Source organism: Mesorhizobium sp. M7A.F.Ca.MR.362.00.0.0 (genome assembly GCF_004023175.1).
GTDB lineage: Bacteria > Pseudomonadota > Alphaproteobacteria > Rhizobiales > Rhizobiaceae > Mesorhizobium.
Window position 1 is genome coordinate 16486 of the sequence record NZ_RZTF01000023.1, and the last position, 21603, is coordinate 38088.

16 protein-coding genes are annotated in these 21603 nt (G+C 57.8%); 6 read left to right on the forward strand and 10 right to left on the reverse strand.

Translation table 11 applies throughout. The features are described 5' to 3' along the window. Positions 1-192 precede the first annotated feature (192 nt). From EOC06_RS05600 to EOC06_RS05610, 3 genes are all read right to left on the reverse strand, one after another. Positions 193-3666, reverse strand: coding sequence for an AAA family ATPase (locus EOC06_RS05600; protein WP_128307285.1), 3474 nt, complete (start codon positions 3664-3666; stop codon positions 193-195). Beyond that, positions 3663-4922, reverse strand: a complete 1260-nt coding sequence (locus EOC06_RS05605) for a DNA repair exonuclease (protein ID WP_063169423.1) — start codon at positions 4920-4922, stop codon at positions 3663-3665. The genes EOC06_RS05600 and EOC06_RS05605 overlap by 4 nt, the downstream gene beginning before the upstream one ends. A gap of 71 nt (positions 4923-4993) precedes the next feature. Further along, on the reverse strand, positions 4994-10579 hold the full coding sequence (locus EOC06_RS05610; protein ID WP_063169424.1) for a DUF3320 domain-containing protein: 5586 nt from the start codon (positions 10577-10579) through the stop codon (positions 4994-4996). 636 nt (positions 10580-11215) lie between these two features. On the opposite strand from EOC06_RS05610, the gene EOC06_RS05615 reads away from it, so the two are divergent. Both EOC06_RS05615 and EOC06_RS05620 read left to right on the forward strand, forming a co-directional pair. Then, the gene (locus tag EOC06_RS05615) at positions 11216-11629 is read left to right on the forward strand and encodes a MucR family transcriptional regulator (RefSeq protein ID WP_082826711.1); all 414 of its coding nucleotides are present in this window, start codon (positions 11216-11218) and stop codon (positions 11627-11629) included. A 34-nt stretch (positions 11630-11663) separates the two neighbouring features. After that, on the forward strand, positions 11664-12494 hold the full coding sequence (locus EOC06_RS05620) for a thermonuclease family protein (protein WP_127224212.1): 831 nt from the start codon (positions 11664-11666) through the stop codon (positions 12492-12494). 13 nt (positions 12495-12507) lie between these two features. On the opposite strand, the gene EOC06_RS05625 is transcribed toward EOC06_RS05620, so the two are convergent. From EOC06_RS05625 to EOC06_RS05650, 6 genes are all read right to left on the reverse strand, one after another. After that, a complete protein-coding gene (locus EOC06_RS05625; protein WP_095770037.1) occupies positions 12508-13653 on the reverse strand; it encodes a DUF4236 domain-containing protein in 1146 nt (381 codons plus the stop codon). Positions 13654-13703: 50 nt separating this feature from the next. Further along, positions 13704-14753 carry a hypothetical protein gene (locus EOC06_RS05630; RefSeq protein WP_082826712.1) on the reverse strand — a complete coding sequence of 350 codons (1050 nt, stop codon included), beginning with the start codon at positions 14751-14753 and terminating at the stop codon, positions 13704-13706. Beyond that, complete coding sequence (locus EOC06_RS05635) at positions 14750-16066, reverse strand: hypothetical protein (protein WP_063169428.1); 1317 nt, start codon at positions 16064-16066, stop codon at positions 14750-14752. Before EOC06_RS05635 ends, EOC06_RS05630 begins: the two co-directional genes overlap by 4 nt. Beyond that, on the reverse strand, positions 16066-16884 hold the full coding sequence (locus tag EOC06_RS05640; protein WP_063169429.1) for a hypothetical protein: 819 nt from the start codon (positions 16882-16884) through the stop codon (positions 16066-16068). The genes EOC06_RS05635 and EOC06_RS05640 overlap by 1 nt, the downstream gene beginning before the upstream one ends. Next, positions 16877-18316, reverse strand: a complete 1440-nt coding sequence (locus EOC06_RS05645; RefSeq protein ID WP_063169430.1) for a hypothetical protein — start codon at positions 18314-18316, stop codon at positions 16877-16879. The genes EOC06_RS05640 and EOC06_RS05645 overlap by 8 nt, the downstream gene beginning before the upstream one ends. A 197-nt stretch (positions 18317-18513) precedes the next feature. Then, positions 18514-18954, reverse strand: coding sequence for a hypothetical protein (locus EOC06_RS05650; RefSeq protein WP_126066778.1), 441 nt, complete (start codon positions 18952-18954; stop codon positions 18514-18516). A gap of 153 nt (positions 18955-19107) precedes the next feature. On the opposite strand from EOC06_RS05650, the gene EOC06_RS44975 reads away from it, so the two are divergent. The 4 genes from EOC06_RS44975 to EOC06_RS05670 are packed head-to-tail and all read left to right on the forward strand — an operon-like array spanning position 19108 to position 20380. Further along, positions 19108-19218: a YHYH domain-containing protein gene (locus EOC06_RS44975; RefSeq protein ID WP_095770035.1), complete on the forward strand. Its 111-nt coding sequence runs from the start codon at positions 19108-19110 to the stop codon at positions 19216-19218. A gap of 28 nt (positions 19219-19246) precedes the next feature. Continuing rightward, entirely contained in the window at positions 19247-19486 is a 240-nt protein-coding gene (locus EOC06_RS05660; protein WP_082826591.1) for a hypothetical protein, read from the forward strand. A gap of 52 nt (positions 19487-19538) precedes the next feature. After that, positions 19539-19823, forward strand: coding sequence for a DUF6804 family protein (locus EOC06_RS05665; protein ID WP_063169433.1), 285 nt, complete (start codon positions 19539-19541; stop codon positions 19821-19823). 14 nt (positions 19824-19837) lie between these two features. Then, complete coding sequence (locus EOC06_RS05670) at positions 19838-20380, forward strand: hypothetical protein (RefSeq protein WP_127382441.1); 543 nt, start codon at positions 19838-19840, stop codon at positions 20378-20380. A gap of 557 nt (positions 20381-20937) precedes the next feature. Here the strand turns inward: EOC06_RS05670 and EOC06_RS05675 are convergent. Further along, complete coding sequence (locus EOC06_RS05675) at positions 20938-21600, reverse strand: SMC-Scp complex subunit ScpB (RefSeq protein ID WP_128307286.1); 663 nt, start codon at positions 21598-21600, stop codon at positions 20938-20940. Between the last annotated feature and the right edge of the window lie 3 nt (positions 21601-21603).

Below are 21603 nucleotides of genomic sequence, written 5' to 3' on the forward strand. Positions count from 1 at the left end.
CTCGAAGTCCAGATTCGGCAGGACAATGAATTTGCAGGACGTCCATTATGGGCACATCGGGGCCGTCTATGGCTCGGGCGATATGTCCGCTTTTGGACGAACGCGAAGTTTGCCGGAACGTCTGACTTTGGGCGCATACTTGCCGTCAAATTCGGCGTCCTTCACTGGTTCGTTCACGTATTCCGGAGAAAATTACTGTGCGAGTTGATGGATCCTCGTTCCCGGTACGACAGCCTCAGCTATTTCACATAGATGCTTATGGTGCGTCAGGTAGATGACCTGACCTGTGTTTGCCATCGCTCCGAACAGCCTGAAAACCTCCTCCGAGCGAATATGGTCGAACGTCTCCATGATGTCGTCGGCGACGAATGGGACCGAGGGCCGAAATTGCGCGAACTCGTAATAACCGGCGAGTCTTAGGGCAAGGTACAGCTGAAATCGTGCACCCTTTGAAAGCGCTTCGGTGACCTTGGATTGCCCGTCACCCTGCACAGCAATGAGAACCTCACCACCTCTTACAGGCTGGGTTGTCAGCCCCGAATACTGGCCACGCGTCATTAGCTTGAACGCGTCTGATGCGCGCGCCATCATGCCGGAGCGATGGCTCTCACGGTAGATCCGCAAAGCATTGCCAGCCGACATGATGCCAAGCTTCAGCTCTATGTAGCGAACGGCCTTCTCCTCGATTTCCAGCAGGGTTGTGCGCCGTTCAGCATCCAGGCGTGCAACCGCACTATCACCGCCGATGGCGTCCAGCTTGTCGGCCGCGCGCGTCTGCCGGATCAGCTGTTGCTGGATGGTTTCATCGAACAGGCGAAGCCGCTGCTCACCCTCAGCCTTCTCGACCGCGAGGCCGTCGAAATCGATCGCGTCCAGGATCGAGCGGGCCTGCTCGAATCCGTCGACCGCGAGCTCCGCCACTATCCGTTCCTCAAGTTCGGCGACGGTGGTGCGCAAGCCATCGCGCTCACGCAACAGCTCATCGCGTTCGACTACCTCGGGCAGAGTGGCGACACCAAAGACGCCCAGCACCTCGTTCTTGCGGCGTTCGTGTGCCAAAATCTCAGTGTCGAGGATGTCGCGCGCCTCCTTGAGGCGCTTCAGGTCGTTGCCGAGGCTTGCCTTCGTTTCACGTGTCCGCTCGGCACGCTCTAGGCGCTCGGCAAGGCGGATGGCCAACTGCTCCGGGTCGGTATCCTTCGTCGGCTCGTCGGCTTCAACCGCAACGGCGATGACCTCGACCAGAAAATTGGCCCTGTCGGCCTCCATCTTGTCGATACGCAGCTGCAGGTCGTCCCGTTCCTGCAGGCTTCTTGAAAGTTCGGCCAATTGATCGAGCACAGTGCCGACGCCGGATGCGGAGAGCCCGCTTTCGAGCCAAGTTCCCTTGAGTGCTTCGGTAATGCCGGCCAGCCATTCCTCCTCGCGACGCTCCGCCACACCTACTGCAACCCGTCGTGCCGCTAGATCCTCTTCTTTGGAGCTCACCATTCTGAGCGCCTCGGCATACTCGGCGTCCACCTTGCGCTGCCGATCCAGAAACGGCTCCGCGATGGCCATGATTGCTTCGAGGGTGTCGTTGGACTCTGATACAATGCCGACGCTTCCCAGCACTGCTCTCATTTCCAAGCGTATCTGCTCGCCGGCGTCAGCGGCTCGCTCGGCCTTCAAGCGAGCAAGTTCGATCTGCTCCCAGGCAGCGAGCGCATCGCTGCGCGCCTCGATCTGATCCTCGATCCTTTCGATCAGGCGCTCAGACGAAGGTTCCACGGCGTCTCCGAGCAGGTCCCTGGCGGCCGCGCGGATTTCCAACAATTGGGTATCCACATCCTTGCCGAGCTGTGTGCGTTGGATGCCGTTGCGTGACAGGTTGGCCGCGGCCTCGGCCAGCTCGCGCGTAGTTGCCCGGATCTCAGCCAGATCCGCCGCGCCGGCCAGCCGGCCTGCGCTGGCAATGTCATCGCGCGCCAATGCCACGGCGAAGTCGTCAGCGGTGTCACCGGTCAGCGCTGCGCGGTGCGTTGCCCACGCATCATCGCGAACTCGGCGGATGGCGGTAGCCGCTTCATCGTCGACAATGTCGCCCGAGGCACGAAGGGCATCCAATCGTGCGGCGAGCATGGCATGGTTGCCCTCGTATTCAGCAAGGCGTTCGGCAAGTACGGCGGTGTTCCTTGCCAGTTCTGACGCTACCGTCTTCCAGGCGGCAATCTGCCCGGCGCTCGGACCCGCGACGTTGGCGAGAGCGAGGGCATCTCCGTTCCATGGACGCAAGCGCGCGAGCGCCGCCTTCCATCGGATTGTTCCCGCATCTTCCGCCTCGCGAGCCGTCCTAATCTCTGCCTGGTGTCCGCTTGCTCGCGCTTTCGACAAAGCCGAGCCCAGCCTTGCCCTGGCAGGTTCGGGCACCGCCCTTTCCTCGCCGACCCGCTGCCTTGCCACCTGCAGCGCATCGAGTGCCGCCGCGGCTTCGTCGCGAGCGGCACGCATCCCGGTAGCAATCCCGGACCTCTGCTCGACCATGGCGCGAACGACGCCAACGGTGACGGCAGGCAGAAGCAGCGCGCCAGGATCCGCCTCGGAAGATCGGCCCAAGGCGGCAAGGCAGCTCGCCACGCTGTTGTTGAGGATTTGCAGCTCCATCCTGCGAGTGGGCAAGTCAAAGCCAGCCGCGGTATGGCGCACCTTGCTCTCCGCCAGCCCGCGAATGCGTTCGGAAATCGACAGGATCGGTTCGTCCTCGTCGACCGCAGTGACTTTTTCCGCCAGGCGCTCGGTCTCGTCGATGTTTGCGGACAGCCGCGTTCTGAGGCTGGCATCGTCATCGATCAGTTCGGTGACACTTCCCGTCGATGTCCGGGCTGGGGAGGCGATGTCCGGCAGCTGATCCAGCCGGGCAATCTTGCGCCGGATATCCGCCAGCATCGGCGCAGCACGCACGTAACGAGCAAAGGTATCCAGCCTGGCCACCAGCACCGCCCGATCGCTGATGGTTCGGCCGTACTGCTGCGCTGCATCGAGACGTTCGGCCTCCAGGCCCTCGTAGGTTGATGCAAGGGTGTCGATCGCATCCCTGCGCGACTTTACGTCAACAAGGCGCTTCTTCAACAGCGCCAGTTCGGTTCCATGCGCCTGCTTCCGATACAGAGCGTCTGCTTCGGCCTCGAGGGCGTTCAACGTATCACTTGCGTTCCCAAGACCGGCGCTGGCCGTGAACAGAAGCTTGCCGAGGTCGCCCCGCGACTCCAGGATAGATTTTCCGCCGGCTTCCAACGTCTCGTCATCGAGTGAGAACATCGTCGTGTAGGCGTCGCGCGACAGACCGGCGAGATGCGCCGTGATCGCCACCTCGCTTACCGGTTGGCCCGTCGCATTCAATAGCGAATTACTGCGCTGTTTCGTACGCGTGAACGTGTGTTCGGAGCCGGCCAGTTCCAGCACCCCGCCGATGCGCATGGCACTGTACTCGTGCAGGAAGTTGTAGCGGCTCCGTTCCTCGATGCCGAACAGCAAGTCTAGATAGGCCGAAAGCGCAGTCGATTTGCCGGCCTCATTCAGGCCAAACACGATATGCAGATCAGGTCCGGATTCCGGTTTGGGTCCGAAGTCGATCGAACGATCGGTGAACTTTCCATAACGAATGAGGTCAAGGCGCCGCAACCTCATGACGATCCACCGGCCTTAAGGCGGGCAGTCACCAAGTCCGCGCCCTTGGAAAGCACCTGATCGAGGAACTGTTCCAGCCCGGCTTCGTCCGTCCCAGCAAAATCCCGCCCGTCGGCCGGAAGGTCGGCGACCATCTTTTGGACGAACGCCCTCGCCTCAGCGCGGAAGGCCTCCGAGGTGGCATCGGCACGCATTGATTGCTCGAGTTCGAAAATCGGATCAGCAATATCCTCGGCGGTCTCCGTCCGAGGCGGCGCGAGGTCAAGCTCGAGCTTCTCCACCCACGTATGGCCTAGCTGTTCCGCAGCCTGTTCGGCTTCGGCAAGAAGGAGGTCCCTGTCGCGGATCAGCGCCCACATCAGTGGTGACGTTCCTGTCAGGCCAATGCGAGCCACAGCATGACGCGATCGGACGGTTGCCCGCATCTCTTCGAGTGCGAAGCGAACACGCGCGACGGCCTCGGGCCACTCCACCGCTCCGGTAAGGTCGACGCTCACCCGTTCGAACTGCGCAACGCTGGTCAGCCGTTCCTCGATCTCCACCGAACGGTCGTGGCGCACCGTCACCAGGGTGACTGATTTCTCACCGGCCTCGTTGATATCCCTCCCCTGCGGTATTCCCGGCATCACCACGGCACTGGCGCCAGGATGGACTTGGCGAGCATGGATGTGGCCGAGGGCCCAATAGTCGAAACCGTGGGCGTGCAAGTCAGCGATGCTGCAGGGCGCGTAAACGTCGTGACCTGGCGATCCAGCCAGACTGGTATGCATGATGCCTATGTTGACGGCCCCTTCACGAGCCGCCGGATATTTGGTTAACAGGCTGTCCGGCGCCTTAGGGTTCGCAAAGCTCAAACCATGGAATACGACGTCCAGACCGCCGGCTGTCTGCAATACCGACTGAGCACGACCACCAAAGATGGTAACGGTGTCGGGAAATACCAGCTGTTTGGAAATCCGCGACAGGGCGTCATGATTACCGCGGATCTTGAAAACCATGATGCCGGCCTGGTGCAGGCGTGTCATCTGCGCGCCCAAGAACCGCGCTGTCTTCATTGAAGTCTGGTCGCCATCGTATAGGTCGCCAGCAATGACCAACGCGGCCACACGTTCCTCAAGGCAGAGATCCACTATCGAAACGAATGCCTGGCGGCTGGCGTCGCCCACCAGCCCGGCAAGATCGGGATTTCGCATCGCCAGCGAACGAAGCGGCGAGTCGAGATGAATATCGGCCGTGTGTACGAATCGAAATGCCATTCGGCCTCCGCCAGCAAAAGAGGTGTTCCGAGCTTCGACAGAAATTGCAACGAGGGCGCTGCAGCGCCCCGTTACACTTCAGCTAATTTCTCGCTCGCGGATTCGCCGGCCACCAACAAGCCGTCTTGGGACCGTAACACTCCTTTGGCAACCAAATCGGCGACCCCAGCTGAAATCAGCTGCCTTAATTGTGCGCTTGTGGCTTTGAAGCCCAGCATCCTGGCAACGCCTGTGGCGATTTCTTCCTCTGTCGCACCGAGGTTGGATTTCACGACTTCCATAGCGCCTTGGGCGACCTCGTCCTGCGCAATCATTTCGGGCTTGCGCAATCCAGCGGACACGACCCCACTGCGATCCCTGAGACGAACAGGAACACCTGGCTTGAAGCAGAAGTTGCCTCGACGGGCTACTGAACCACCTCTCTGTGCTATGCTTACCCCCCGCTCGATTGCATCCTGAATCCTGCCACCGGCCCGCTGCAGACCCCAGGCGTCCCGAATACGCGAAACTATTTCGTCGACATGGATTGGCGTTTCTGTAGCCACGACCTGCTCGACCAGTCCGGCCATGATTCCGCTGGGCGTCTCGTGGAGTTCGAACGATCCCGGTCGCTTTAGTTCGGCCTCTTCGTAGGCTCGATTGGGTGTCTCGGATCCGTTTGTGCTTTCGAGACCGATTTCCGTCACGTTGCCTCGGTCGACCGTAACAACCTGCACGGCTACAGCTCGATTTCTCTGGACCCCCAATTCGGCCCGCTCATCGAGTTCTTTTCTGGCGGCCTCAATCGCTAGTATGGTTCGCTCCAGCTGCTCACGAGGCCGTTGGAACCAGTCAGCGCTCCAGATGCGATGGATGATCCAACCATGGTCTTCCAGAACCGACTGCCGAAGCCGGTCTCGATCTCTGGCCGAGCGAGATGAGTGATATTCTGCGCCATCGCATTCGATGCCAAGAATATAGCGGCCTGGCCTCTCTGGATCCGCAACTGCGAGGTCGATGAAGAAGCCGGCAATGCCCACTTGAGCATGAACCTGATAACCCATTTCGATCAGCGCGTTGGCTACCTGTTCTACAAAGATTGAATCCATTTCGCGAACCGTGACTTGGGCAAGCGAAATTCGCCCTGTTCTCGCGTAGTGCAAGAAGAGCTTGAAGGCGAAGATGCCTTTCCCTTTGCCACGCTCCAGGTCGATGTCCTCGTCTGTGATGGACGCGAATACTTCGCAGCTGCGCTTGGCGCGGCTTATGAGGACGTTGAGCCGACGCTCGCCGCCTTCCGCGCCAAGAGGGCCGAAACGCATGGCCATGTATCCCTGGGCATTCTTGGCATACCCCACCGAGATCATGATCACGTCGCGCTCATCGCCTTGAACATTTTCGAGGTTCTTGACGAAGAATGGCTCGCTTGGATGAGCGTGAAAGAATTCCTCGGTGTCGGGATTTAGTCGCCGCAGCGCTTCGAGTTCATCCTGGATCGCGCGGCGTTGGCTAACCGAAAATGTTGCAACGCCTAGAGTCTCTTGCGGGTTCACCTTCGCATGACGGATGATCGCCTCCGCTACTGCTCTCGCCTCTACCGGATTGGTTCCTGTGCCGCCGGAATCGAAGACCCCCTCCGGCACATGATGAAACCGCAACCCCATACCTGCCTCTTGGGTATAAGGGCTTGGCACGATGAAAAGCCGGTTCTCGTAGAACTGGCTGTTCGATACTGCGATTAGAGATTGGTGACGGCTACGGTAGTGCCAGCGCAGCATACGCTGCGGCAAGCCGCGGGCCGTGAACAGGCCGAGGATGCTTTCAATGTCGGCGACCTGCGCGCCCTCACCCTCGTCATCTTCAGACTGCGAGCCTGTCATCTTCGCGAAGAATGTCGTGGGTGGCAGTTGGCGTTCGTCGCCAACGACGACCACCTGACTGGCCCTGGCGACCGAGCCAAGTGCGTCCACGGGCTGGATCTGAGACGCCTCGTCCATCACGAGCAGATCGAAGGACATCCGGCCGGGCGACAGGAATTGCGCCACCGAAAGCGGGCTCATCATGAACACTGGCTTCAGCGCCTGGATGGCAGGGCCTGCCTTCTGCATCAATTGCCGGATGGGCATGTGGCCTCGTCTGCGCGCCATCTCAGAACGAAGCAGTCCGACAGGTCCAGCTCCGCCGTCTCTTGAAGGAATTTTCCGGTGATGAGCCGTTACAACTTCGATGGCGCCGGCCTTGATGCGCTGGCGGTCCAGATCTGCGAAGTCACGTACAGCCCTGGAATGCAGTTCCCCGTCGAACCTTGCCAGCTCCGGCTCATCGGTCGCCATCGCCAGAAACATTCGTTCGTAGTAGGCCATATCAAAAACTGATCGAGCCGATCCTGTTGTAATCTGGCCGTTGGCTAGGCCGTCTATCAACTGTCCCAGTCCAGCCTTTCGGGCCGTTTCGGATCGCTCTTCATAGGCAACCCATTTCGAGAGCTGCTCCTGATGATCGAGCCAACCCTGCAGCCGAGAAACGACCTCGCCTATCGCGACGTCCGGAAAATCGACTACTCCAAACAAGGAGGGAGCATCGGCTTTCAAATCCCCTGTAAGCGCCTTCAATTCCCGCGCTGCCGCTTGGGCCGCTTCACGTGCTGAACGTGCCGAGTTTGCGATCTCGATTCTTTCAGGCAACCGCGCAGCCAGATGTCGGATCGAGCCATTTTCTTTCAGCCAAAGCTCGGCTTGCGTGAGAGCGGCCCAATCGGATCCTCGACCGTGCCACGACGAGCCGAATACGAACTTGCCAAGGCTCTCTCCCGCATCGATCCCTTGAGCAAGTGCTTGTAGTCTGCCTAGTCGGCGCAGTAGCTCCACCCGCTCAGTGATTAGATCCGGAACGTCAGTCAGAACCTGTCGTGACGCATCATCGGCTTGAGCTACAGTGCTCGCCTTCGCTTCCATCAGTTGCAGCGAGGCCCGCTCGGCGGAAGCCACGTCGCCTAGCATGGATGACGCGAGGTGCCCGAGATCGTTCCAGAAACCTTCGATAATTGGCCGACCGATTTCGATAACCTTGCGAACGCGCGCTGCACGCGCACCGGCCTCGGAGCGTTCCGCCATCCGGCCGGCGATAATCCGAGGTTCGGGGCCTAGCCCTCGTAGAGTCCGCATCCACTCCACTAGCGCGAGCAGTGGCGCGGAAGCCGATCGCTCCCCACGCCAATCTGCCCCGAAGGCGGAACGGCCAAAAGCGTCGCCTTCGCGGACTCTTGCTGCGGCAGCCTGACCCTTCATCAAAAGGTCGAGGAGACCAACTATCTGCGTCGCAGGCGCGCTAGGGTCGACCACAATAGTCCGCGCAAGTGCTGTGGCGCGACGGTAGTCGCCGTTCAATGCTTTCAATATTCCCGTGTGTGTGGCGAGCGCCTGCCGCGCCGCGGCCACCTCGGTGCTCCACGCCGCGTCAACAACCTTGCCCTGAAGGTCGGCTCTGGCAGCCTCAAGCGTCGCTACGCTGTCGGCAAGGTCGCCTGCCTGCTCAAGTCCGGAGTCCCAAACGGTGGCTGCGAAGGCCTCCGGACTTGCGTCAGGTGCTGCCGCTACTCGCTCGCCGGTCACGGCCAGCCTGAGCAAGCCTGCCAACGTGTCTGGCAATATCGCCGATCCGAGTTCCTGATTCAGGCGCTCAGCTTCTTCCCTCAAGCGTGGGAGCAGAATGGTGAGCTGTCGCGCACGATGGAAACCATCTTTCGGAAATTCCGAGGGAAGCTTTGCAAGCTCTGTCTCGAGACCTTCAATTGGCGTGTCGATAGCCGTTGCCGCCAACTGCTCCGAAAGTTCCTCGGACTTGCGGGCGAAATCCGTTCCTGACCAGAGAAGCGATGAAATGTCTTTCGGACGCTCATCCCATACCGGCGAGACGAGCGCCTCGGCAGGAAGTCCAGGCGCGGACGCGAGAAGCTCAGCGCGATCTTCTATCTCGCCGCTGTCGCTGAGAATTTTCGGAGGCTCGGCCTTGATCCGCTCAGCGATACCGACCAGTTTGGCGTGCAGTGCCTTGGCTTGGTCCAGCAACGCCGCGATGCGTGGGACGAGCCTCTCAATGGTCGTTGGAAGAACGACATCCAGGCCAACTCCCCGCCACGGGTGGTGGATCGGCAAGCCGATCTCGTTGATCCGCTGAGAGACCTCATCGAGCAATTTGCGACGTTGCGAAACGCCGTCAGTTGTCCAGCTTGTGGCATCCGTAAGTTCGATGTCCACTGGTTTCTGACCGACCTGCCTTAGTCGGGTTAGCTGGCCGAGAACCTGATAAGGAGTGAGTTCGGACGCTCCGAACGCAACGTGCATTCGTGCAGCATGTGCGTTGAGTTTATCGCGAGCCTCCAGCAAGCGATCAGTTAGGGAAGAAGGAAGCTGGCCCCTGGGCGATCCGAGTTGCCAGGTTCGCCGCAGCTCCTCTAGCATCATGCGCTTGTTCGCCTTGTTACTATGCAGCTCAAGGCAGGCGTCCCCCACCCCAGCAGTGTCAAGCCGTCGCTTGACGACCTCCAGCGCTGCCATCTTTTCGGCCACGAACAGCACGGTCTTTCCGTCGGCAACGGCCGACCCAATAATGTTTGCGATCGTCTGCGATTTTCCTGTCCCAGGCGGACCTTGGATAACGAGGTCGCGACCTTTTCTGACGTCATGGATCGCCAGTGTCTGAGAACTGTCACTGTCGACGATATGCAACATTTCGGCGGGCGCAATGTGCGGATCAATCGCTATGTCGTCCGACATAAGCGGCTCGCGTGTTTCGAAACCATCTGAAAGAAGCGAGCGGATCTTCGGTTGTTCGATAATCTTTGCGCCATCGGGCCAGAGATCCGGATCCAGATCACGGTACATCAAGAACTTCGCAAACGAGAAGAAGCCGAGCACCATATCGTCGCGAAGCACCTCCCAACCCTCTTTGGTCGAAATTGCTTCGGCAACGGCATCGAGATAGGCCGAGACGTCGAAGTCATCTCCCACCTCAAAACGCGGCAGAGCGAGCTTGTGAATGCGGTCGAGATAGAGTTCCAAGGAGAGGTTTGCGGTAAGATCTTCCGGCCGGGCTCGTAGGCGGAATTTTTCTCCAGCGGCCCCTCGCTCAAGCCGAACCGGCACCAAAATGAGGGGGGCCTGACGGATGTTCTCTTTGTTGTTCGGGTCAATCCACTTCAGCATTCCAAGGGCCAGAAAGAGGATATTGACGCCCTGCTCTTCCTCGAGTGTGCGGGCATCATGGTAGAGATCAAGGAGCCGCCGCTGCAGCCCAGTTGGGGTCATACGCGTCTGCAGCTTGGTGTCCGAGTGCCGCGCGGATATCCCTCTGTTATCGACTCCATCGTCCTCTGGTTGGGCGAGAGCGACGGGGGAATAGTCGATCTCTTCGTCTGGAGGGCTGCTTTCATCCTGGCCCGCTTTCGGCCTATCGGGCTTGCCGGCCAGGAAGGTAAAAGCCTTTCCTTCGGTCACCAGCAATCGATAAATTTCGGACGACTTCTCATCGACGATATCGATCGTCTTCGCGCTCTTGGAAAACCGCGGCACATTCAAAAGTCGATTGCGGGCGGAAAGATCGAGCAACTCCATCCTGGCGCGCTCGAGTTTCTCCTTTAGAGGGAGATCGCTTTGGAAGACTGACTGTTTTACGTCCAAGACTTACATCCCCTTTGAAAGGAGAACCAGCTAGAGCCCGCGTAGAGCGTTCGCGCAAGAAAAAACAGCCGTGTTCAATTAGAAACGACTGCGATCACTTCTGGACACCGTCCAATATTGCGACGTGTGATATGGGTCAGAGCCTGCATTCTTGGCCCCCTTTGCCTAGTCGCTATCCGACGAGGATTCTCGCTCCCTGCCCCCGTATTTAGCCGCCTCCACAATGTCTTTTTCTGACACAGAGAGTCCGTTGCGGACCCGAATGGCTCCCGCACTTGGAACGCGGTCCAATTCAGATCCAGTCTTTGCCTTATCCTTCTGGGGCTTAACCTCCGGCGGCGGGTCTTTCGAAAATGTCATGCGTAGGTCCTACTCGTCCAAATCTAAATGCATCCGCCTGTGAGCCTCAAGCCGCTTTCCTGGTCATACAAAGAAAACGCCGCGCCCAATCAATCCACCGTCTCTCGTGGTTCCGCATTCTGATTGGCGCTTTAACATTCATCACTATTAGCGCCTGGCATTTAGTATCCTCCCTCTACTGGTTTTTTTAGCCGATAAGTAATAGATCGGGATTTCACTGCAGAAGTCCGGAGCCATGAAGTGACTGACGAAATCCAAAATACGGCCACCGCGCTGATGGAGCTTACCGCCGATATCGTTGCGGCTTATGTGAGCAAGAATTCAGTGCCGGTCTCCTCATTGCCGGACCTTATTGCCAGCATCAATTCGTCATTAGCGCGTATCGGCCAGCCGTCCGAACCGGAAAAACCCGACCAAGTTCCCGCGGTCAACCCCAAGCGCTCAGTCACTCCAGACTACATCGTCTGCCTCGAAGACGGCAAAAAGTTCAAGTCCCTCAAGAGACACTTGAACACGCATTTTGGACTGACGCCCGACGCCTATCGCCAAAAATGGGGCCTCTCCAACGATTACCCCATGGTCGCGCCTAACTATTCAGCCAATCGCTCCAGATTGGCAAAATCGATTGGCCTCGGTCGCACAGCAGCCGCGCCCAAGAAAGCAGCAGCCAAGAAGTCAAAGACGCGCTAGCAAAACATTTGGCAGCTTCGCAAAGGATCGAAAATTGAATCGCGATCGCTATTCCCATCGCCGCAGCTCGCGGCCAAGACGCGGCCGGGTTTCAATTATGCGCAAGCGTTTCTTTTCACATAAATCATTAGCCGCGATCCTGGTGATCACGCTAGCAGTGGGCGCTTATGTCACCTCCTACTTTACAGGGTGGGGCAACCAGATCGCGGGACCCAATACAGCAAGCGCACTCGGGTCAAAACCGAAGCCTATCGTCGGCGTAGCGTCCATCGTTGACGGGGACACGATCGAGATCCACGGACAGCGTATTCGTTTCAATGGCATCGACGCACCTGAAAGCAGCCAAAACTGCAGCGACGCAAGCGGGCAAGAATACCCATGCGGCCGCAAATCCGCAGAAGCACTGGACATCTTCCTCAGTCAATCCCGACCCATCCAGTGCAACTTTGTTTCGTGGGATCGTTACAACCGCTTCGTTGGTGATTGTCAGCGGGCGGACGGTGCTAGCATTGCGTCTTGGATGGTCGAACAGGGTTATGCCCTGGATTGGCCTCGATACAGCCATGGTAGTTACGCGTCACAACAGGCAGATGCCCAAAGGGCCAAGATTGGCATCTGGGTTGGCACTTTCACAGCCCCTTGGGATTGGCGAGCAACACATGCAGCCAACAATAAACCCGGTAATGACACATCCTACGGCCTTACAGGCCGTCGCCAAATAGCTCAGAGCTATTCGTGTCAACCGCGTCGCTATTGTAAGCAAATCTCCTCATGCGATGAGGCGCGCTGGTATCTCAATAACTGTAGCTGGGGACCCAAATTGGACCGGGACGGCGACGGAATTCCGTGCGAAGGCATTTGCTGACCAAGCCAATTCCTTAGCGCGCTTTCAGCAAGCCGGACTGGCCACCAGCGTTTCGGTGCATTTGCGCGAGTGCCAATAGAGCCTGGCAAAAGGGCTGGCTGACGTTTGTCTTGGAAAATTCCACCAGCTCGTTGAGCCCGGATGGGCTAGAAAACCGCAAGGCTTCGTAGCGACAGACAGGGATCTGCCGATTATCTCTGAAGCGTTTGTCGGGTCCGCCATTCTTATTGGGATGAGCCCAGGTATAGCTCACGATCTCAGCATCAGATGGAACTTTGCCGGTCTCAATAAAATTGCTGGGGGCAAATTGCGTCCTGAGGTCTCCATACCCAACGGCACCGTACTGGTTTCCGTCCTTCACCAAAATCATGTCTGGCATGAAATAAAGGATTTGCCGGCCGACGTGTATCGACGGTGGTGTGACATTGCTGCGAACAACCGTCGGCAAGGAAGCTTGGAGCGTCGTCGACTTTTTATCGACCAACATCGTGGCTCCCGCATTGCGCTTCCAAGTCGTCAGATCCTCTATCTTGCCACCAGCCGCGACATGCCAACTCGCCGCGCAGCGTGTGAGCGTGTCAAAGGCGGCGACAAGTCGCCCGTAGGCCGCCTCCGCGTCCTGCTCCAAATCATAGTAGAGCACGCTCACCCGGCGGTAGCTGTCCAACCAGTTGCCAATAAGCATGCCCGGCAAAAAGGCAGCAATACCGATCAGCGCCACCCCACCTCCCAGCATTGCGCCTGCGATCAATCCGGCGATCCCAAACAGCACGGCCAGGATGAGCGACATTCGCGTCTGCGATTGCCTCGCATTGATTTCATCAAGCACATTGGCAAATGTCTCATCACGCATCTCGATCACATCGGCGGACTCGATTTCTCTCATCACGACGCCACCGCTGACATATTCCACGGGTGAGGATGTTGGATGGGGCTTTGGCCCAGATGGGAATTCAGACAGTTGCAGCGTCTGCTTGGCGCTGCGCTTTCCCAAAGTGCCTCGGTAGTAGAGACCGCCGACGCCTGCATGAATATAATGCCCTCGTGGGCCAGTCCCGATACGAAGACCTTGCACGCCAACGGACGCGCCAACCCCGCCAGACGAGAAGTTAAAGCGGAAAGGTCCCGCACTAATCGATTTTCGAACGTAAAACCCCATCCCCGCAATCCCCCCCAAGCCCTGTGAGCGAAACCCAAGGGCAGTTCGCCTCACAACTTTGGTACCGGAACCAGTCCAATATCTGTCTCTCGCGAACGTTGCCTGACCCTGATCTCAATTCGCCTCCTCGCCTTGACGTCGCCGGCCTGTGCGCCGTCGGTGAGCCGGTCGCCAGGCAATATTAACTGGCCGCCGGACATTGGCAGGATGGTGAAGCCTTTCAGTTCCGGCATATCGCGCAGGATGCCTGTGACGGAGATCGCTCGCGCTAATCCAAGCCCGGCATTGTCGGCAGGATGGAGTGTGCCAATGTCCATCTTGCGCGCCAGTACGGGCTGAAGGCCTCTGTCCATATTCGATGAGTCACCGGACATCGCCTGCTCGTCCGTGTGGCCAATCACCTCAATGACGTCCACACCATAGGAAGTTGCAATTCCAGCAATGGTCTTCGACATCTGCCGCAACTTCGTTTTGAAGCCACCGGAAAGCTCCGCACTTCCAGTATCGAAATTATAGCCATCGAGCTCGCTAAGACTGATGATCGGTGGCCAATCGTGTGGCTTGTCAGCAGAGGCCTCGTTCCTTGCCTTCTTCAGTGCGTCAGCAAGATCCTTGGACGTCTTGCCCGTGCCAACGTAGCCGAGCTCGCGCAGAACCTTCATCTTCTCGATCATGGCTTTGGCCTGATCAACGTCGACGTCGTTGTCAGAGAGGACTTTGGCGGCCGGCGCGCTTTTCACCGCTTCCTCAAGGGTCAGTCCCACTTTTTTGATTGCCTCTGCGGCCTCTTTGGCCCGGACCAATTCACGCCATTCTTGATCTGGTACATTGCGTCGACTTGCAGGCTTGACCATGGCATTCAGCTGAGCCAGCAACCGCTTGTTTTCCTCGTCAAGCTTGCGAGCGTTCTCATTGAGGGACTGCGCAATCTTCTGCGCTGCCGCAGCCTCTTTCTTTGTCTTGGCGATGAGCGCGCCTGCAGCAAGCAAAAGGCAGAAAACGAGAAGCAGCATCGTCTCAGCCATCGTCAGGCCGAGTATCAGGCCGCGGCCATAGCCCTTGCGCTCAAACGTAATGGCTGTTCCGCTAACCTCACTCACCTGCCCCACCAACTTGCTCTCTTTGGCGGTTCACCCTTCTCCACCTCCGCCGGACTGCTTAACGATCGGAAGGTGTCGCCCTCCGTGTCATCCGAAACCTTGATTGGCGTCTCCACAGGGGAGGCAACAGTGGAAGGTGCCGCCACTCGCTCGACATCGTTCGCTATCGCATTGCTCAGAGGCTGGGGCGTGCGCACGGCCGGGAGGCTATGTTGTGTAAGGGTTGCGACGAGGCCGCGTGTTTCATTGCTGTGTTTCTGCATCACAGCCATGAACTCCTCAGTCAAACGCTGCTGCGCTTGGACAGTTTCTGCGGTCTTTTCTGCGGCCGCTGCCGCTCTCTCCACTCCAGTCGCCACCTTGATCACTGCGTCGGCAAGACCGGTCATCCGCGTTTGCTGCTCTTGCGAGGCTGTTTCGGTTTTTATCGCATATTGTGCGACAGCATTACCCAGGAGCTTGACCATCGGCGCCAGATCGTTCTTCAGCACCTCATCAGGAACAACCACCTTTTCCAGCTTGGCAGCCATATTGTCGGCTTGATTACCGAGCTTTCCAACAGAGTTGGACATCGAGCTGTTGGCTTTATCCAGCAAATCCGCTGCAGCTCCAACGCGGTTCGCTATCGAAGCAAACTGGGTTTCGACTTGCCCGAAATTGTGCTGCAACGCGTCACTGAGCTTGGCAGACGCCTCTTGGACAGGCTTGATCGATTCCATGGCAATATTGTCCAGGGCAGATCGAATGTGCTCCCCATTGCGTGCCGCTTGCTCGGCAATCTCTGCAAAGCCCTCTTCGAGCATTTGATGGCTGACACGACGAAAGTCGGCGAACTCCCTGGTTACGCTTTCCATCTCGGCTCTTACACGCCGTGTCATGTCGGCAAGTTCGTGCCTCGCCGTTCGCTCAATGTCCGCGGGATCGCGCCGCATCTGATTGTAGAAAACCCTCAGAGCAATACCGGTGATGGTCGACGTGATCGCGATGCCAAAATTTTGGACGATCGTGTCGGTTGAGCCTTCCGTTCCAAACTGAAACAGCGAGACCCCAAGGCTCGTCAGGGTGAACAGGAAGCCCATATAGTAGAGGTTATCGCCGGTCTGCTCGTCGTGCAGTTGTAGCTTTCCAGCAAAGATCGAAACCCCGAGATAGAAAAACATCAGGCAGGCCGGTGCTACCGCCGCGACGATCGGATTTACGCCTGAGAGTTTTGCAATGGCGATGAATACACACCCGCCGAGTGTCAATGCCGCGAAAACCACGACCGGCAGACGTGGATGATCCAGCAAAGGTTTGTCGTGCGCTCTCGCCATCAGTTTAACCCATCCAAGCCAACCAGCTTTTCGAACTCGCCGTGATGGTTCTGGACCCAATGTGTCCAGAACTCCGCGTGATCCAGGGTCTGAAATGGCTTCTTTGCCCGATCGATATAAAGAATTGTGATGCCCACCCCATCCAGCGACGTCCCATATGTGCGGTCGGCGGCGCTGTTGAGGTATTTTTGGTAATCCAGTCCCGATCGGTACTGCGAGTAAATCGTCGTATGCTCGATCATGTCAGAGGCGACCACCAATCGCTTGGGACTGCCCTGTTTGGCCAAGCTGCTATCGAAGAGCGACAGCTTGATTTTCTGAATTCCAGCCATGATCGGAGATTGGCTCGCGGAAGCCGCATTCGGGATTTCATCGGGAAGTTTGTTCAAAGGATCGCCGAAGGCGTTTTCCCACTTCTTTTGACGCCGCGCAGGATTGTTGGTCCAACTATCGACGGTCGACCCATCACCGGGATTGCATCCATCGAACATCACCGTCAGCTCACCAGGCGCCGAGCTCAGGGTATAAATCCTCACATACCCACCCGGCTCGACCTGCCCAATGGTCTTTCGGAACTCGTTCTTGAGATCAGCCATCGTCGTTGCCGAAATTGGATCAGTGGCGTCGATGAGGACGGCGGTCAGGCTGGAGGGTCCGTCCAATGGGCAATTCGTGTTGGCGTCGATATGGCCATTGCCAGACCTGGTCCACATCCAGCCGAAGCCGGCCAACATCGCAACGGATAGCACACCAAGGGCAATGGCCGCGGCAATGGTACCCGCATTGCCTTTCTTGCGTCTGCGGGTTCGCCTAGACATTCACGCTGTCCGGGTGAAGCTTATCAAGATCTCGGTACTGCTCAATTCCCCGTTCGCATTCCTGACCAATCAGACGAACCTGCTCGTTGAGTTCCTCCTGCGCCTGGCGAATTGATGCGCCAACATCTCCCTCATTCCACTCCCGCTCGCCGGTGACGTATGGCTTGATGCGATCAAGTTTGTAGGGCGTTCCGAAATGCTTGGGCGCCGGCTCGGTCCTCGCCTGGATGTTGGCTTCCCGATACATCGACAAAAGCTGATTGCAGGCTCGCTCCAATTGGTCTTGATGCTGCGCAAAAAGAGCCAGAAGCCTCGATCGATGATCGACAATCGCGCGGTGCTCGCGCCGGCGACTACCAAGCTGCTTGACGATTTCCTCCACTTTTTCGTTGTGGTCGTCGCGGACATCCTGCAGCTCTTCGATCAGTTCCTTCTTTCGATCGATGTAGTCATCGCGCCGTCGAACGAGCCGATTTTCAACGCCAGTGTAGCCTGGGTAAGGGTCGAGCACGAACCAGCCGTCGATAAAAGCGAAAAGCGAAAACATCAGGCCGATCGCAAACAGCAACCAGGACTTGATGTCCGTGAGACCCGCTGGATTGGCGAGCATATTACGGATGACCTCAGCGCCGGCGCCGTCAGCGAGCGAGCCGCTGACCTCACGGTAGTGCGCTAGCGCCAAGTTTATCGAAATCGCCAAGCCGATATAGAAAAGGATTGAAATGATCCCAACGAATTTTACGAAAAACGACCGATGGGTGACGAGACGAGCGCAGAAAACCGCCAGGAGCAAAGCCGCCCCGATGTTGATGAAAGAGAATGCCGCAGCCTCAAGGATGCCACCAAAAAATCCCTGCTCATTGCCCTTGGCCAGGAAGTTGCCGTTCATCGCTGTCTCGACCAGAAACAGAAATAGCAGAAGCGATAGCCGGAAAATGTGAGCGGCACCGTGCTGCACACGCGCGGCACGAACGAGACCGTGCTTCTCCTTAAACCATGCATGCTCTTTTTCGGCGTCGTTCAGGGCCCTTCTCAGGCCGTGAAGTTCATCGAGGCCCACGGCGACCGAGGCTTTGAAGTCCGAAACGCTAGCGGCATTCGTCTGACGGATTAGACCGAATTGTTCCTCGAAATCGAGGCCGGCAAGACGACCTCCAAGGAGTTGCAGGTTGTCCTCAAGAGTGTGATGCGCAGCCTTCTTCTCATCCTCAACGCGTTCCACGATGGCATGTTCGACATCGTCGAGATTCTTTGCCGTTTTCGGGGGTTGGTTCACCTCGCCGCGCTGCTTTCCGCGGTTAATGACATCCAGGTCGCCGTCGATCTTGGCAGGGTCCAGGCTGTTGAATAGCTGAGTGCTCGCCCGAAAATCGTGGTTGGATTCTCGCAGTGAGTCACGCAACTTATTTAGTTTTTCGAATTTAGAGCCCACGCACTCACAACCCCAACTTTACGCCCCCCGGCAGAGTGGTTTCTATGCATAGTAGAGCTAAAGGGCAACCGCACATTCACTTCTATCCACTTGCTAGTGCGGATCAGGCTCAATTGAGTTCCAACAAATGATCATGGCTGCTGATCAACTGGTTGATCGGCCGCGACTAGTCATGTCATGAGCCGTGCTGCGATGCTCTAAGGACAGAGTGCTACGAGCGGGTTCGCGACTGGGAAATTATCCACAGTCGTATACGTGTACTGGATCTCACCGCCCAGGCGAACGAAGGCAGATAGTTCCTCCGCACGACAGACATAGTTTTTGGTCATTTCATCGATCTTCTGGACATAGACCGGCCGCGAGACGCCAGCAGCCAACAATTTGGCGTCTACTTCCGCATCGGTCTGAGCCCAGGTGGCGTTGAAAACGATCCTTGGCCCGATTGCGATGATGCTCCGAACGGAGATGTTCGAACTGATCAGCATGGGCAATGCTGGAGCCATTTCGGTTTGCATTTTTTTTGCGTAGGCGCAGACGTCGGTCTTGGTGTACTTCGAGAGGCATTCATTTGCCGTCGCCACCCTTGGCCATGTCAGCAGGATCGCCAACGGGACGTGCATCAATCGCAATCCATCCAAAGTATTCTCCTCGCCCGATCTTGGCCTGCACAGAGGAGCATCTATCCTATTTGTGTTCACAGTGCCACGAGCAGCTTGTGCCCGACCGGCAATAGTGCTCTGTCTGAAATACTTTGGGAGGGCAATAAAATGAAAACAACATTTCTCGCGGCTATGGCCGCTGCAATAATCGCTTGCGCGACCGGCGCGTTTGCACACAGTGGCGGCACTGATGCCAACGGTTGCCATACCAACCATAAGACCGGCGCGTATCACTGTCACTGAAGGTCACGCCTTTCTGAGGGACACAAACATGCTGAAGAACATCATGTCAGCTCCGCTGGGCCTCCTCTTCATGCTGGGCGGGCCGATCACCTACGTGATGAATGTCGTCGACACATGGCAGGGCCATGCATCAGTGGTCGTAAAAATCCTGATTAACTTGAGCCTGGATGCGATGTTGGCGTTCATTTGGCCGATCACTTGGGCAATCTGGCTTTTCAAATATATGGCGGGCGCCGAAACTCCACTAACAACCGTGCTGGGCGTTTGAGGATCAAGTTTGCTGAAAATAATGCTTTTCGACGCCGGCCGGAACGGTCCGGTTGGTCTGCATCTGTGTAGCTATTGCCTCGCTGCTGGCGGTAGCGCCATGGCCGTACGGCTATTACCAATTCCTCCGCGTGGTGGTCTTTTTCGCCGGGATCTACTGCGGAGCCATGGTGTGGCGATCAGGCCCTGAAAATCGCACCCTGGCTTGGGCGCTGTTTGGAGCGGCAGCGATCTTCAACCCGTTCATGCCGGTTCATTTGCCGCGCGAGCTGTGGGCAATCTTCAACGTCGCAGCGGCTACTCTGTTCGGCTTTGTCGCATACCGGCACCGGAATTAAGCCGATAATCTGAGATGGCCAAGAGTGGACCTGAGACGCCGAAGGTCAAGGCGCGCCCGAGGGTCACCGTGTCACAGCCGTTGGCGCTTTATGCGGGAGATCTCCTCGAGCGGACGAAGGAGTACTTCGAGGCTTTCAACCATCTAGGCTCGGAGTCGGAAAAGGCGCATCTTTTTGCCCGTTATTTTCTATTTTCGCATGCCCTAGAACTCCTCTTGAAAGCGTATCTAGCTTCAAAGGGCGTGTCGAAACGCGGTCTCCGGCTCGGCTTCGGTCACAAGATCGAGGACATTTACGAAGCCGCAGTGGCCCTAGGAATGCCGCCGATTGGGAACGTGAAGATGATTGCCAACAACCTTGACCTGATGAATTCTCAGCAAGATTTTAGGTACCCGTCGGGGTACAAGCTGAATGTCCCGCCGCCGAGCTTCTGCCGAGAAACGTATAACGCTCTCCACACAGCGATCGAGCCGAGGATCCCCACCGAGGTACTGAAAGCCAACCTCAAATTTCATTGGGATTTTCGGGGGAAGACTGTCATTTGGAAGGACGAATAGCCCGAGGATGATCTTCCCCATCTACGTTGGCGTTCTTATGGCGCTGCTGTCAGCATCCGCCATTGGCGGTGGCGGCAAGGCGATCTTGTTGGGATGGCCGCCTCGCTGACAATGGCCGGGATGGGCACTCGCCGGCTGGCTAGGTTCTTAGCAGGCCATAGCCGGCTGTCTGGTGGAGATCGTCTTTCAGGGCTTTGATCGTCTGTGAAAGGTCGCGAACCTTGTCCATCAGCGTCTGAATGGTCGCCCCGATGGGCTGGATCTTAACGCCTCAATCGTCGCGAGAAGCTCAAGGTAGACGTGGTTCAATTGAACTTTCTCCCTTCGAGAGCTCTCAATGGTGATCGACATGTGCGACCAGGCTCGATCAATTGCCTGTTCGCTTATCCTTCATCGACAAGCGGACGCGTGCCGCCACCTCCCTTCCGTCACGCGAAGGACCCAGCCGGCGAGACCAGACGGCGTGCGTGGCGCAATCTTCTATGTGACGAGCGGCGAGATCGCGTGTGTCCCGCCGTGATGGGATCATCTATTCGTCGAGCGCGGCGCTGGCGCCATCATCGTCGATATCTGCAAACCCTGGGATGATCCAGCAGCTTCTCCTTCGACAGCAGCCCGGCGTCCTCGAGCGCCTCGAAATCCGGCAGCTGGCGCAGCGTGTCGAGCCCGAACTGCGACAGAAAAGTTTTGGTCGTCACATAGGTATAGGGCGCGCCCGGCTGCGGGCTGCGCGGCCCCGAGGCGACCAGCTGCTCAGCGCGCAGCACGCCGATCAGGTCGCGCGACACCTCCTTGCCGAAAAAGCTCGACAGCTCGCCACGGGTGATCGGCTGGAAATAGGCAATGCACATCAAGACAAGCGCCTCCGCCTGCGACAGTTCTTTTGCTCCCTCGCCCGCTGCCGCGCCGAAGGCGGCGCGGATGGCGTCGCCAAAAACCTTTCTGGTCCGGTGCTGCCAGCCACCGGCGACCGCGACCAGCTCGTAAGGGCGGCCGGCGAGTTCGGCGCGAATGTCGTCGATGATCAGCTCGATATTGCAGTTTTTTCCCACCACCCGCGCGAGGACACTACGTGTCACCGGTTCATTTGCCGCAAAGATCACCGCTTCGACGCGGGCCATCCATTCGCACCAGCGCAGCTCCGGCGGCAGATGTTCCAGTTCGGTGTCGAGCAGCGCCGGCTGATCGTTTGGCTTGCGGCGGGCGGACGCTTCGCTCATCGC